Raw genomic sequence first — 13,769 nt, forward strand, 5'->3', positions numbered from 1 at the left:
TTTGCCGCGTATTCATCGCTATTCACAGCGACGTGACCCATCGGGCGTCATGCGCCGCGCGCCGTCTCGCCTGTCAGTCATTCCTCGTTCGGGCCGCGACCCTCGTGTCTTGCGATCACGGATAGAACATTACAGCAGCGGCGCCGTCTTGAACGTGTAATCGACGCGTAGGCCCAGGGTGAACTGGTTGGGATTGCCGAAGGGCCGGTCGACGAGGGGGCTCTCCGCCGACGAGCCGAGGATGCGGTTGTAGCCGGCATAGGCCGTGTAGGACCACGTGTCGTCCTGGCGGAAGGTGACCGCCCCGAGGAGGCCTGCGGAGTAGAAGCTGCCGGGGCTGTAGGGCACGACGCGGCCATTGATGGCGGCCTCGATCGGGCTTACCCCGAAATAGGTCCGCGCGAAGCTCGCATCCCCGACATTGAGGCGCGGCCCCACAGAGAAGAGCCATCGGCCGTAGGGCAGGAGGTAATCCGCCGCGACGGTGCCGACCGTGCCGTGATGCCCGTAGACCCCCTGCCGGACCTCGCCGCGCAGGCGGACGGTGGGCACGGGATAGACCTCCACGAACAGGCCCGGCTCGAAGGCCATCCGCGCGTCCCGGAAGCCGAAGAGATGAGCGCGGTCGTCGCCGTAATAGCGGCCGGGCACGAAACGGAGGGTCGGGCCTGTCCGGAAGGCCTCCGTGTCGAAAAGCGTGAGGCTGAGATTGTCGTCGGGCGCGGAGAAACGGCGCGGCTCGCCCGAGCGGCGGACATCGATCCCCGGATAGCCGACCAGCGTGTAGTCCGACGCGCCCGGATAGCGCGGGATCGCCTGGAGCGTGCCGCTGAGGGTGATCTCCCAGGTCTCGGGATTCACGGAGGTGAAGGTGGGGGCGCGTGCGGGGGGCGCGAGATCCGCCGCGTCCGCGGGTGATGCCGCCGCCAAGGCGACGAGGGCGGCACCCGTCGCCGCCCATCCCGATACGAAACTCGATACGCCGCCCACAATCCGGACCCTACCCATGAGGCCCAGCAGATTCCCCGTCGCGAAGCGGCGCGCCAGACACATTGTCTCGATCAGGTAACGCCGTCCGAACCGTGCGGCCCGGACGCCTCACCTGAGCGACGGCGCGCGGCGCGCCTCAGCGGCGGCGAAGCGGAACGACGATCCGCTCGGCTGCGTCGTCCTGCCGACGCGGCGCCGGAGGGCGGCCGAAGGTCTGCGCCCAGGTAAGGGTGATGACCTGCGCTTCCGTCCCCGGTTCCTCCTGCCTGGTCCGGGATGCCCGGCGCCGGGCGGCACCGATCCAGCGCCGGATGCGGGGACCACGCATCCCCAGGGAATCTCGCGCTCCTGCCTCGTCCGGCCGCCGCCAGACCCAGGCTCCAGGCCGCTGTTCCTTCGCTTTCCGCACCATGGACGTCCACCCAGTACAACCTGAGGATATGTCGCGCGAAGTGCATGCGATCGCGACGGGCGCCCGTCCCAAAATATTCACCGAGCGTCCCAATGCGCGGGCTCAAACGTCGAGCCGGAGCACCCAGTCGTAGAAGTCGTCCCATCCGCCGGTGGGCAGCGTATCGAACGCGAGGCCGGCGTGGCTTTTGCCCGCGCGGGCGCCGGCCCGGACATCGGCGGGGCTGACGCCGAATTCCGCGCGGAAGGCCTGGGTGAAACTCACCGGGCTGCCGTAGCCGTAGCGGAAGGCGATTTCCGAGACGCGAACCCCTTGAGGCCCGGCGGCGGAGAGGTCCCGGTAGGCCCGCGCGAGCCTGCGGCGGCGGATGAATTCCAGCACCCCACCCAGCGGCGCGAACAGGCGGTAGAGACCGCTGCGCGAGATGCCGAACCGCTGGCAGAGATGGCTGACGTTGAGATGCGGCGCGCTGAGTTCGGCATCGATGTAACGGCGGATCGCCAGGAAGACCGGTGCCCGCTCCGCCGGACGGGCACCCCGGTCCGGCCCGATCTCCCGCCGGGCCGCCATGGAGAGCAGGATGGCCGTGGCCTGGGCGGCGGCGCGCGATTCCTCGGCGTTGAACCGCGGGGCATTCGCTCCGAGGGACCGGAGATGGTCACTCACCAATGTGCCGAACGGCGTAGTCCCGCGCAGGATCGTTCCGTGCGCCGCGTCCAGCCCCTCGCCGTTCTGCGGGAAAAGGGCGCGGGGCATGATGAGCGTCATCGCCCGGTAAGTGTTCGATTCCAGGGCGAGGGGCCGCGACAGGTCGAGCAGGGCGACATCGCCGGGAGCCAGCGCAGACTCGCGATCGCCGGCTCTTACGATGGCATGCCCGTCCATGCGCATCTTGATGGCGATGTGATCGACGCCCATCCGGGCGACCAGAGCCTGCGAGCGCTCGATGCGCAGTTCGGAGGCGGCGGTGAAGCCTACGATGGCATTGCCGAGGTGATAGACCTCGGACCGGCCGCGAAAATCCTGTGTATCCTCCTTGCGGATGCGGACGTCCCAGAAGGGCGCCACGGCCTCGCGCCAAGCCGAGATCTTTCGCGGGCCGAGGGTCGAACCCTCCAGGCGCAGATTGGGGCCGCGAATGGTCATCGGGGTCTCTCAGATCACTCCGCGGAAGGGGCCGAAAAGAAAAAATGCCATGCCCCGACAAGGTTTGGCCGACGGATCGGCTCGTAGCAACACGTTAACCACCGCTTTGGTGCCGCCGCCTCAAGCACTTTCCATCGAAGCCGACCGTCACCCGGTTCCGAAGGTCCGGAGCATCGGCTGGGCGGCACTCTGCACGCTTAAGTTGTATTTTCACGTAACTTTCCGGCATTGAACTGTCATCGGTGCTGCTTTAGTTATCTCTATTGTTCGAGCCGAAAGCCTCCCCCATGACCAGATCAGCTTCAGAAGAAACAATTCAATTTATTGAGATGACCGGCGAGATTGTTGCCGCTTATGTCTCTCATAATCACGTTGCCGTGGGCGACCTGCCGGCTCTCATCGCCAGCGTCCACGCGTCTCTGCATGGGTTTACCGCTCCGGGCGCCGGCCTGCCGGCCGAGGAGGTGGCGGACAGGCCGACGACGGCGCAGATCCGCAAATCGGTGAAGCCCGAGGGGATCGTCAGCTTCATCGACGGCAAGACCTACAAGACCCTGAAGCGGCATCTGACCTCGCACGGGCTCGATCCGGACGGCTATCGCGAGCGGTACGGCCTCCCGTCCGACTACCCGATGGTCGCCCTGGCCTACAGCGAGAAGCGCTCCAGCCTCGCCAAGTCGCTGGGGCTCGGTCGCCCCGCCAAATCCGCACCGGTCGCGGCTCCGGAGGAAGCCCCGAAGCCCGCCAAGGGGCGGCGCAAGGTCGCCTGAGGCTCCGCCTGGACGGTCGCGGCGGGCGGATTATCTCGCCGCCATGACCGGCGATACGCATCCCCTGGGCGGTTCGGACAAGGACCTGACGATCTATTACGACGGCAGCTGTCCGCTCTGCCGCGCCGAGATCGACCATTATCGCGGCTGCCAGGGAGCCGAACGCCTCGCCTTCGTCGATGTGGGGCGGGACGCGAGCGCGGTTTTGGGTGAGGGGCTCGACCGGCGGGCGGCTTTGGCGCGCTTCCACGTGCGCGACCCACAAGGGCGGCTCGTCTCCGGAGCGGTCGCCTTCGCGCGGCTCTGGCGCGTGCTGCCGAACTGGCGGTGGCTCGGCCGGATCGTGGAGTTCCGCATTCTCGGATTCCGGCCGATCCTGCCGGTGGCGGAGGTGGCCTATCGCCTATTCTTGCCGCTCAGGCCATGGTTTGCCCGGTTATTCGTGCGGCTGCGGCGGGAGTAAGAGGGGTGCTGCTCGCAATGATTCGATTTATTGCGGAAGGCAGAGTCAGTAAAATGTCCATGATCTCGAAACGTGTGATTTGTCCTGATAGATTTGAGATCTCTATGGCCGTGGCAGATGCTTCGTCGGCGTCTGAATCCGCGGCGACCGATCGTAAGGCTGCGTGAACTCCGCGACCGGTGCAAGGTCAAGCCGCCTGATTATGGCGTCGCTCATACTGTAGTTGAGGTTCTTATTCTGGCTCAATCAACGGGAGAATTCGCTTTTACACTTGCGAAGACGGCATTATTGATATCTAAGACGGTCACGGCCGTAGCTGCTGATGGCTGAGGATCCTCGACGCCACATCCCCACGTATGGGGCCGCAAACCCATTTGGCAGAACGCATCGAATCCCTGTAAGGAGGGCGAACACAACGTCCTAACACTACGTCAGTATCCTAGGGGATTGAATTTGTTGAAGAAACGCGCTTTGATCACCGGCATAACTGGTCAGGATGGGGCTTATCTGGCGAAACTTTTGCTGGATAAGGGCTATGACGTGCATGGTGTGGTGCGTCGATCCAGCCATGCCGGTGTCTTCGATCACCGCCTGAAATGGCTCGGCGTTTCCAACGACGTCACCCTCCACGACGGCAATCTGCTTGATCTGTCGAGTCTTGCACGTATCGTGCAGGATGTGCAGCCGGATGAGGTTTACAACCTCGCGGCTCAGTCCTTCGTGACGGCCTCCTGGCAGCAGCCTGTCCTCACGGGACACATCACGGGCCTCGGCGCGGTCAACCTTCTTGAATGCGTGCGCACCTTGCGGCCGCAGGCGCGTTACTACCAAGCTTCATCGTCGGAGATGTTCGGGCTGATCCAGGAGACGGTCCAAAGCGAGAGCACGCCCTTCTATCCGCGGTCTCCGTATGGCGTGGCGAAGCTCTACGCTCATTGGATGACGATCAACTACCGCGAGAGCTTCGGCCTGCATGCCTCAAACGGCATTCTCTTTAACCATGAGAGCCCGCTTCGCGGTGTCGAATTCGTAACCCGTAAAGTGACCGATGGCGTCGCGCGGATCAAACTGGGCTTGGCCAAGGAACTGCGGCTCGGCAATATCGACGCAAAGCGGGATTGGGGCCATGCCCGCGATTACGTCAAGGCAATGTGGATGATGTTGCAGCAGGACGCGCCCGACGACTACGTCGTGGCGACCGGGCGCACGACCACGGTGCGGTCGATGTGCGAGATTGCGTTCCAGCATGTCGGCCTGAACATCGACGAGCACCTCGTCATCGATCCCAAACTCTTCCGTCCGGCCGAGGTGGACGTGCTGCTCGGCGATCCGTCCAAGGCTAAGAGTGCTTTTGGCTGGGAGGCTGAGACCACCCTCGAAGCGATGATCCAAGAAATGGTCGAGGCTGATCTCGCTCGGCTTCGAGTTACGAAGGTCGGCTGATGAGCGGAGCCAGCCGGCGCGTTCTTGTCACTGGCGCGTCCGGCTTCGTCGGGCGCCATGTCCTTACCGCGCTTGCGCGTGCGGGTCAGGCTGCTCTTCTCGGACTCGGTCGCAACGCCGGCACAAGGGTGCCGGATGGCGCCGAGTTTCGCGCCGTCGATCTTGCGGATCGCGCGGGCTTGGCATCTTGCCTGCGAAGCTTCCGGCCCAGCCACGTCCTGCACTTGGCCGCGCAGGCTTCCGTAGGCCAAGCGCATGGAGCAGGCGTAGAAACCTGGCGCACCAACGTGGCAGGACTCCTCAATCTTGCAGAAGATTTGCTCGCTGAGGCGCCTGAAAGCACATTGATCTTCGTTAGTTCTAGTGAGGTATACGGGCGCGCGTTTCTCTCCGGCGAACCAGTTAGTGAAGGCACCGTTCCGAAGCCGGTTGGCGTCTACGCCCGAACGAAGTGCGTCGGCGAAAAGATGCTCGCCGACGTCCTGTCTGGAAGCCATATCCGCCTTATTATCCTGCGGCCCTTCAATCATACCGGGCCCGGGCAAGACGAACGTTTCGTGGTACCCGCCTTCGCACATCAGATCGCCCGGATCGAAGTAGGGCTAATCCCGCCTCGTCTCGCGGTCGGAAATCTTGATTCATTTCGGGAGTTCTTGGACGTGCGAGACGTCGCGCGGGCCTATGCAATGATCGTCGAGGCGAGCGAGCGGCTCGAATCAGGGCTCATTCTGAACATCGCTGCGGGTCAGTCGCGTAGGATTGGGAGCGTGCTGGATGACCTTATGCGGCTCGCAAAGGTTCCATTCGAGATCGTCATCGATCCGAGTCGCGCGCGTGCCTCTGAAATTCGCTTCGCCGCCGGCGACAATAGTCGGATCCGGGACGCCATCGGCTGGATGCCGCAGATACCTTGGTCAGACACACTTACTGATGCTCTCGAAGATGCCCGAGCGAAAGTGGCCGCAGAGATCTAGATTCGGATCTCGCACGACCGCTCGATTAAGAGCCTCTAACAAAACCGGGTTTGGCGCGTTGGGTGGAGATGGCGAGACCGCTCCTTCCCGATGGCCTGTGGGCCGAGATCGCACCGCTGCTGCCGCCTGAACAGGCCAAGCCGAAGGGTGGTCGGCTTCGAACGTCCGACCGCGCGGCGCTGACGGGGATCCTGTTCGTGCTGCGCTCAGGGACGCCCTGGGAGTTGCTGCCCCGGGAGATGGGCTGTGGCTCGGGGATGACCTGCTGGCGGCGCTTGCGGGATTGGCAGAGGGCCGGAGTGTGGGACCGCCTTCAACACGCGCTTCTCGATCGGCTCGGTCGCCAGAACGGCATCGACTTCAGTCGAGCTTCCCTCGACAGCGCCTCGATCGCCGCCAAAAGGGGGGCCCAGCGACGGGCCCGAACCCGACCGATCGGGGCAAGCCGGGCACGAAGCGCCACATCGTCACCGATGCGAAGGGCATCCCCCTTGCTCTGATGCTGACGGGCGCGAACGTCCATGACAGCCGAATGCTGGAGGCGGTCGTGGATGCCGTCCCGCCGATCCGCTCATGCTGGGGACCGCCGCGCAAGCGTCCCTTGAAGCTGCATGCCGACAAGGCCTACGACCACCGCCGCTGTCGTCAGGCGCTGACCCGCTGCCGCATCCAGCCCCGCATCGCCCGGCGCGGGATCGAGAGCAGCCAGCGGCTGGGACGTCGCAGGTGGGTCGTCGAGCGCACGCTGGCGTGGTTCGCTCAGTTCCGTCGCCTCGCCATCCGCTACGAGCGGCGACACGACATCCATCTTGCCTTCTCCACGTTGGCAGCAGCCCTCATCATCTGGCGCTTCATCGAACGGTGGTTTTGTTAGACGCACTAAGCAGCCACAGCGGGCATATCAGTTGCTTTCCGGAGTGTCCAACCCCGGGCATCTCCTTCCTACAAGGCGGCAACCGTTTAAAGCAGGCCGGTTCACTGGTCTAGGATTGGGTTTCTCCGTCGATCTACGGCGATTTTCGCAAGACGGCGGGTGATGTTCTGGCCTGTTAACTTATAGGAGAGCCGATGCTCGAGGTCGATCTTAGCGCGTGCGCCAAGATTTCGGCTCCATTCCGGGGCATCGTATAGCTTCCGCATCAGCTGTGCTGCGTGATGAATATGAGGTTCGGCCCAGACCTGCCCAGCTCGGTAGGGGGCTATATCTTTCTCGATCGTGACGAGATCGCAATCCACCAGTAAGCTGTTCTCGTCGTTCATGAAATCGAGATTGCCGGAGAAGCGAGTCGCTACGACAGGACATCCGAGAAGCATGGCCTCCGCCATCGTGAGGCCCAAACCTTCGCTACGGTGGAGGGAAACGTAGGCGTCGGCACAGGCCATAAGGCTCAAGGTCTCGTCACGTGAAGAGACGCGGTCGATGATCGTGATAGCGGCTCCATTTGCCGCCGCTCGGAGGCGATCAAGCTCTGCAGGGTGCTGGTCCCCAAACGCGGTCTTGATGATCAACCTGGAACCACCACCCTCCGGGAATGCTCGTCGGAAGGCGGCGATGAGCCCGAGCGGGTTCTTCCGGTCCATGACGCTCGTCATGTGGAATACGAACAGGAACACGAACTCGTCGTCCCGCACGCCAAAGGCCGTTCGCGGCGTCTTCTCGAAGGGCGCGATCTCGGCCCCAGGTGTCAGAACGTGCACCGGCTGCCTGTAACGTTTGCGCAGGCCGGTGGCGATGAACTCCGTCGCGGTCCAGAACTCGTCGCATTGCAGGGCAACCCGGTTCCAGGACGGCGGAATCTCATCGAATTCCCAGTACCAGTAGCCGATCCGGTATGTGCGGGGCTGCCGCGGCAGGAGGCCAGCGATCTCGTAGACCCGGTCGAACAGTGGCTCCGGCTGAACGTGAATCAGCGTCGTGTCGAACACCTCCATGTCGTGGAAGTCGCGCGCGAACGTCTCCTTGGCGTTTCGGATAACCGGCACGTCGCGCAAGGCGGTGGCGATCCCCTGGCGGGTTAGGCCCTCAACAAGGTGCTCGGCCGAGGTGCGCAGGCCGGACGGATAGGTGAAATGTCCGAGGATGTTCAGCCCGGGGTGTGTCAGATCGCCTGCAAGATCCCGCGGCTGCCGCCCCGCCAGCCACGCGCGCGGAAGGAAGTGAAGGTCCGACCGGGTGTCGCCGAGGTGCTCAAGAAAGGCTGCTGCTTCCTCTCGATCTTGGGTCGCCCTGGGAAAGAGCGCCTGCCATTCAGGCCGCGCGGCGTAGGCTAGGCGAAGCTGCTCGGCGTCTCCGAGGAGGCGCGGGAAAGTCTGGGCGAAGATGCCCGCATCCCGGCATTGGTAGGTTTCGGCTACCCATTCCGCCAGTCGCACGACACCGAACACCGTCCCGCCGTCAGGAACGGCTGCCTGCCATTCTGGCGTGATGGCCCACGTCTCGCAGAGAGCGGCCTGGGTATCCTCAGCATTGGCGAGCAGGAACCACCACACCGACTCGAGGGATAAGCTTCTCTCGTACACATCCTTGAACAGCCTCCGGCTCGTTGGCAGGGCGCAACTCGGAAGCAGGAAAAGCGGTCGAGCCTGCCGGAAGGCGACGTCGGCATAGAGCGTTTCCCTTGCCTCCCTATCGATCCTCGCGGCAAAGGCGGCATCGATCCAGTCTGCTGCGCTGGCGTCGAAACCGAGCTGTGCCAAACCCTTCTGCTTCGCCCATAGGGCGAAGGCCCCCCCTGGGCCGTCTCGCAGGGCCGTGGGGGAACGCGGCTGCAGGTGTTGGTAACGCCGAAGGAGTTCGAGGACTATGCGAGCCGCCGAACTGAGATCGTCCGGCTGCCGAAGATCTTCGGACGACCAGACGACCTTCGCGAGCGGCAGTCCGACCCCCTCGGCAACGGCATGGGGATCGAAGACGTCCAAGTCGCCATGCGATCCCATGGCCTCCGCGTCGTAGGCGATCGGCGGAAGAGCGTGGCCCTCGCGTTTGCCTTCCCTGAGGTAATGCAGCAGCAGGTTGGTGCCCGGCTCCGCAACATCGGGGTTGGCGATCAGATAAGACCGGGGATCGAAGCGCGGGCCCGGAGCACGTCCCTCGCTGCCGCCATACTTGAGATAATGAGAGAGCGATCCCCCGGGATAGCCCACGACGTCCGGATAGGTCGCCTGATACCAGCGCTCATCGAATAACCCGGACTGCGTGATGAGAGCGGCCTCTTCGGCAGCCCGACGGTCGGTTGCCCGCGCGCCGATCCACGACATGGCCCGCGAAAGCATTCTCGTTCCTTTGTTCGCGCTGGACATTCTGTATGCCGCCCATCCTGAGACCGGCTTTGTCACAAGACTCAACCCTGGGGGTGGTCAGACGGGCCGCCGGATCGCAACGGCAGGGGGCTGGCCTCCCACCCAAACGCCGGATCCCATTCGTCCTCATGCGACGTCGATCAGTGGGTTCTTGGTCTCGTCGGGTCGCAGCTCGATGTTTCGTATAGACAGAACACTCTTCTTCGAGACGCGCACTCTTACCTCGACGTGACCGACCGGTCGATCGAGCGCGAAGGCGGCTTCGATCCGCCACTTCCGATCCTGCCCGCTCAATCGCGCCTGGACGTGTTCCTGCAAGCCCTGGTCGGACGTCACAGTCAACGTTTCAGTTCCATCGAGCTTCGTGGCCTCGCCTTCTGCCACGATGACCCAGTTGCCTGCGGCGAGAGGCAGGCCGGGACCTGAAATAAGGAAGCCTTCCGTCTCATTCGTATGGATGCTTCGCCCGTCAGAAACGCCGAACTCGGTCTTCAGTCGCGGATCACTGCCCCAGAGGCGAAGCCCCTCGACGGGCATCCAGCGTCGATACGGCGGCGTTTCCCGAAGCAACAGGGAAAGCAGAGAGGCGGCACTTTCAGCCCAGGTGAGGACGCGCATGCCACGCTCAAGCGGCGGACGCTTTGCTTTGGCCAACATCAGTTCGACAGCAGATGCAATCGCTTCGGGCGCATCCGTATCAGGGAAGTAATCCGCGGCCTCGCCCGCCACTTCCCTGAACACAGGCAAATCCCTGGCCAGAATAGGGATATCGTGGTGGGCGGCTTCGATCAACGGTAGACCGAAGCCTTCTCCGTTGCTGGCTGCGATCAGGCACCGTGAGGCCTCGTAAATCGCATAGAGGTAGGTGTCGCTCACCCCTTCGAGCCAATGCAAGCGCTTGCCGAACTCTCGATGGCTGCGGAGAGCCTCGATGAAATCGTCCATGAGCCAGCCACGCTTGCCGATGATGACGAAGTTGGCGGCGATTCCCTTGGCCCATACCATGTCCATGGCCGCGAGGGTTTGCCGGTAGCCCTTACGTGGCTCGATCGTACCGACGGACAGGAACGTGGGCGACTGTCGCAGTGTCTCTATTAGAGCGCCCGCGGAGTCGGGAAGGAGTTGCGTCGTTCTCGCAACCTCTCGGTCACCCCCAAGGTGGAACCAGTCCACTTCGAGGGGCGATATTCGTTTCGGTCCGTAAGAATCGAGCCATTCGCAATAGTCATCGGCCACTGCACGGGAGATGCAGACAAGGCCGTCGAATTGTGAAATGTGCTCGAGCCAAGCGCGATAGACGGGCTGCCCCCCCTCCATGAAATACTTTGGTGCCACGACGGGGAGGAGGTCGTAGATAACGAAGCGGATGCTCACTCCCGCGCGCCGCCACGCGTGATACGTATCCAATTGTTGCGCGACGATGGATGGTTGAAGGTCGAGGCCGAGGAAGATATCCCCTGCCACCGGCTCCACGACTTCGTCTTCGCACCAAGACGATTCAATATTGAGTAGCCGACAGGTAAAATTCCTCGCGTACCTGTAGCCGCCTCGCCCGAGAGTCGCGTAGACCGGCTCGACGATGAAGCCCTCCAGTGGTTCCTTCATCCATTGCAGAAGAATGGAGCGGACAACGCGCTGGATACCCGAACCGAAATCGTGCCGGACCAGTTCGGACACGTCGATCAGAAGACGCTTCTTCCGGTAGGACGGCGGGGTGTTTTTCGCCATCGCCCCGATCAGTTGCGGCCAATCGGACGTGGCCAGGGGTCGGCCCCGCTCCATCAGCCTAGCCTCAAGGCCCTTCGGACCACGATCCGCCCGGGCATAGATGCTTTCGATTGCATCCGCATAGGCCTCTGCACACAGGCGCGGATTGTGATCGCTCGCGATAAGAGCGCGCGCTTTGGCGCCCAATTCAGTTCGGCGCACAGAATCCGTTCGCAAGGTCGATAGCGTCTCGATCAGCTCCGAATTCGTGAAGTCGTCTGGCAGGATCCACACGCAATCGCGCGGAAGCTCGGCCATCGAACCGTGGGCGTTGACGACGGTCGGAAGGCCCGCATTCATGCAGTCCAAGACCGCCGCCGATGTCTCGCCGCGGGAATGCATACGCAGCTGCACGCCGATATCCGCTGCGGCGAGCCATTGGCGGAAGGTGTCCAGATCGACTCGACCCGTGATCTTCACGCTGCCCTCGAAAGTCCCGGCGGCGATCTCTTCGACCATGGTCGATCCATATCCGCCGGGATTGTTCTCGCCTACGAAGACGAGATGGCAGTTCGGATCTCTGGAGAGAGGACTCCCGAGCCACGCGGCCAGAAGACGATCGTTCATCTTGGTCGGGCCAAGCATGCCGAAGCTGCAGACTACGATGTCGTCCTCTGAGAATCCGAGTGCTCTGCGCGCCGCAGCCCGATCGACGCCCAAAGTCAGTTGGCGCTGAAGAGGAATCTTGTGCCAGTCCTCGCCTGCAGCCGGTCCATAGAATTGACGTGCCAACAGACGAGAGAACTCTGCGTGGACGATGATACCCAAAGCGTCTTGTATAACGCGCAGATTGCAGGGATATCTATAGACGGCATCGCTCAAGTCTTTGACTGTAAATCGGTAGGTTACTGCAGGCCAGCCTTCTGTTTCCAGAAGTTCGCGTGCCCATTGTCCGGGAGTTTCGCCTCCGTGATCGCGATGGGCGACGATACCAGAGAGATAAAAGTCGTGCAGGACCACCACACCTGGGTAGTCTTGCAGAAGTTCGAACATGTGCGAGTGAAATTCAGAGTTACCGAAATGATAAAGGATTCGATCATAGAGATCGGAATTTTTCCGGAACCATGCAACGGTGCGAACAGGGTAGTTGGCCGTTATTCCATCGACGGATACATTGTCCTGTGCGACGACGACATCGATATCATAGCGGCGAGCTAACTCGGGAATAAGTTCGGCGCTGTAGTCGCTGATCCCACTCTTTGCGGGCGGAAGAGGGGACAGGTAGGCCAATTTCGGCCGACGCGAGGGACGTGCTATCGGAGAGACGTTCTGGGAACGGACTTCGTGCGCAGCGACGAGCGCATCCCACGCCAGCCGGGCGGTTCTGTCCCACTCGAACTTTTCCGCCTGTTCCAGGCCGTGTCGTTCCAGTTTGGTGCGGAAGCTCTCATCCGTAAGGCCCCTGGCCATCGCGTCCCGGATGGAGTTGGTATCGAGGGGATCGAAGAGCGCCTCAGCCATTCCGACGACTTCAGGAAGACTCGAGCAATTACTCGCCAGGGCGGCGCGCCCGCATTTCATGGCTTCGAGGACGGGTAATCCGAAACCTTCATGCCAGGACGGGAAAACAAAGAGCTTGCACGTTCGGTAGCACGTAACGAGATCTTCTTCAGAGATATAGCCGGTCGTAACCAGCTCGTCTTCACGCAAGCCATGCTCTTGCGCAATGGATAGAATATGAGCCCGCTCGGACGGTGTCATCGCACACACGATGGCCAATTGATGAGCTTGCCGTACGTCCTGGGGCAAGCGAGCGAAGGCTTTGATCAATCCATCAATGTTCTTGCGGTAATCAATACCGCCTGTGTACATCACGAATGGTCGGCTCAAGCCGTATTTGAGCCTAAAGGCAGCTTCCTCCTCTTGTGATACCTGGGCGGGATAAAATTGATCGTCGGCAGCCCCGAGGATATTGACGACGCTTTCCGGGGCCGAGTTAAGCCAATGGATTGCCTCCTGACGCGTCGAGCCGGAGATCGCCAGCAGAAGGTCGGATCGACGGAGATGGGACAGCTTCCGCTCGTACCATCGACAAATGATAGGATTGGCTAGATAGACTGATCGGTTGATCAGTGGAATGAGGTCGTAAAGAATCGTGGCAGTTGGGATACGAGTGTTGAAAGCACCAATGCTGGTGGCGATATTGTCGTCAAGTCCCTCGAACAGGGAGCATATCAGTACGAAGTCTGGGTTTAGGCTGCTGAGGAATTGTTCGCGGATCAGTTCGGCGGCTTCGCGTCGCGCATCGTTGTCGGCGTCAGCGCTCGAGATAGGCTCCGGAAGGTGCAGAACGCGGATTGCATCGGCCGGGACAATATCCGCGAGTTCGCCGCGGAGGCGCTCCACACTCTCTGGAAAGAGGCCGTTGAGAACGATAATAATTTCGTGATCAGCGCGCTGACGCGACAGGCCTCGGAGAAGCGAAAGACTATACCGGCCAATGCCACGGTTCCGGCTGGAGCCATGCGCGCATTGAAGATCGACAACTAAGCGCATTCAGTGTT

10 protein-coding genes are annotated in these 13,769 nt (G+C 62.2%); 5 read left to right on the forward strand and 5 right to left on the reverse strand.

Annotated features, from left to right (window positions below):
* Positions 1-129: 129 nt before the first annotated feature.
* The 3 genes from J4O73_RS18990 to J4O73_RS19000 all read right to left on the reverse strand — a co-directional run bounded on the left by J4O73_RS18990 (position 130) and on the right by J4O73_RS19000 (position 2,548).
* Complete coding sequence (locus tag J4O73_RS18990; RefSeq protein ID WP_426219870.1) at positions 130-1,008, reverse strand: MipA/OmpV family protein; 879 nt, start codon at positions 1,006-1,008, stop codon at positions 130-132.
* A 118-nt stretch (positions 1,009-1,126) separates the two neighbouring features.
* Entirely contained in the window at positions 1,127-1,318 is a 192-nt protein-coding gene (locus J4O73_RS18995; protein ID WP_426219872.1) for a hypothetical protein, read from the reverse strand.
* A 186-nt stretch (positions 1,319-1,504) separates the two neighbouring features.
* A complete protein-coding gene (locus tag J4O73_RS19000) occupies positions 1,505-2,548 on the reverse strand; it encodes a helix-turn-helix domain-containing protein (RefSeq protein ID WP_426219874.1) in 1,044 nt (347 codons plus the stop codon).
* A 329-nt stretch (positions 2,549-2,877) separates the two neighbouring features.
* Between J4O73_RS19000 and J4O73_RS19005 the strand changes: the two genes are divergently transcribed.
* The 5 genes from J4O73_RS19005 to J4O73_RS19025 all read left to right on the forward strand — a co-directional run bounded on the left by J4O73_RS19005 (position 2,878) and on the right by J4O73_RS19025 (position 7,072).
* Positions 2,878-3,318, forward strand: coding sequence for a MucR family transcriptional regulator (locus J4O73_RS19005; RefSeq protein ID WP_426219876.1), 441 nt, complete (start codon positions 2,878-2,880; stop codon positions 3,316-3,318).
* 43 nt (positions 3,319-3,361) lie between these two features.
* Positions 3,362-3,781 (forward strand): thiol-disulfide oxidoreductase DCC family protein, encoded by a 420-nt coding sequence (locus J4O73_RS19010; protein ID WP_426219878.1) that lies wholly within the window; start codon positions 3,362-3,364, stop codon positions 3,779-3,781.
* 453 nt (positions 3,782-4,234) lie between these two features.
* Positions 4,235-5,224 (forward strand): GDP-mannose 4,6-dehydratase, encoded by a 990-nt coding sequence (gmd, locus tag J4O73_RS19015; RefSeq protein WP_426219880.1) that lies wholly within the window; start codon positions 4,235-4,237, stop codon positions 5,222-5,224.
* Positions 5,224-6,198 carry an NAD-dependent epimerase/dehydratase family protein gene (locus tag J4O73_RS19020; protein WP_426219882.1) on the forward strand — a complete coding sequence of 325 codons (975 nt, stop codon included), beginning with the start codon at positions 5,224-5,226 and terminating at the stop codon, positions 6,196-6,198. Before gmd ends, J4O73_RS19020 begins: the two co-directional genes overlap by 1 nt.
* A gap of 68 nt (positions 6,199-6,266) precedes the next feature.
* Positions 6,267-7,072 (forward strand): IS5 family transposase gene (locus J4O73_RS19025; RefSeq protein WP_426219884.1). Its coding sequence is split into 2 segments (ribosomal slippage): positions 6,267-6,597 and positions 6,597-7,072, totalling 807 coding nucleotides; the frame shifts between segments, so codons are not numbered across the junction.
* A 101-nt stretch (positions 7,073-7,173) separates the two neighbouring features.
* On the opposite strand, the gene J4O73_RS19030 is transcribed toward J4O73_RS19025, so the two are convergent.
* On the reverse strand, positions 7,174-9,498 hold the full coding sequence (locus J4O73_RS19030) for a glycosyltransferase family 4 protein (protein ID WP_426219886.1): 2,325 nt from the start codon (positions 9,496-9,498) through the stop codon (positions 7,174-7,176).
* A gap of 126 nt (positions 9,499-9,624) precedes the next feature.
* Complete coding sequence (locus tag J4O73_RS19035; protein WP_426219888.1) at positions 9,625-13,761, reverse strand: glycosyltransferase; 4,137 nt, start codon at positions 13,759-13,761, stop codon at positions 9,625-9,627.
* Positions 13,762-13,769 lie beyond the last annotated feature (8 nt).

It is taken from the genome of Methylobacterium sp. NFXW15 (genome assembly GCF_049887755.1).
In the GTDB taxonomy this organism is placed as follows: Bacteria; Pseudomonadota; Alphaproteobacteria; order Rhizobiales; family Beijerinckiaceae; genus Methylobacterium.

What these genes read in the sequence shown, in the direction of transcription:
- J4O73_RS19010 (WP_426219878.1), top strand. Translation starts at nt 3,362, where the DNA reads ATGACCGGCGATACGCATCCCCTGGGCGGTTCGGACAAGGACCTGACG.
- J4O73_RS19005 (WP_426219876.1), top strand. Translation starts at nt 2,878, where the DNA reads ATGACCGGCGAGATTGTTGCCGCTTATGTCTCTCATAATCACGTTGCC.
- J4O73_RS19020 (WP_426219882.1), top strand. Translation starts at nt 5,224, where the DNA reads ATGAGCGGAGCCAGCCGGCGCGTTCTTGTCACTGGCGCGTCCGGCTTC.
- J4O73_RS19030 (WP_426219886.1), bottom strand. Translation starts at nt 9,498, where the DNA reads ATGTCCAGCGCGAACAAAGGAACGAGAATGCTTTCGCGGGCCATGTCG.
- J4O73_RS19000 (WP_426219874.1), bottom strand. Translation starts at nt 2,548, where the DNA reads ATGACCATTCGCGGCCCCAATCTGCGCCTGGAGGGTTCGACCCTCGGC.
- J4O73_RS18995 (WP_426219872.1), bottom strand. Translation starts at nt 1,318, where the DNA reads ATGCGTGGTCCCCGCATCCGGCGCTGGATCGGTGCCGCCCGGCGCCGG.
- J4O73_RS19035 (WP_426219888.1), bottom strand. Translation starts at nt 13,761, where the DNA reads ATGCGCTTAGTTGTCGATCTTCAATGCGCGCATGGCTCCAGCCGGAAC.
- J4O73_RS18990 (WP_426219870.1), bottom strand. Translation starts at nt 1,008, where the DNA reads ATGGGTAGGGTCCGGATTGTGGGCGGCGTATCGAGTTTCGTATCGGGA.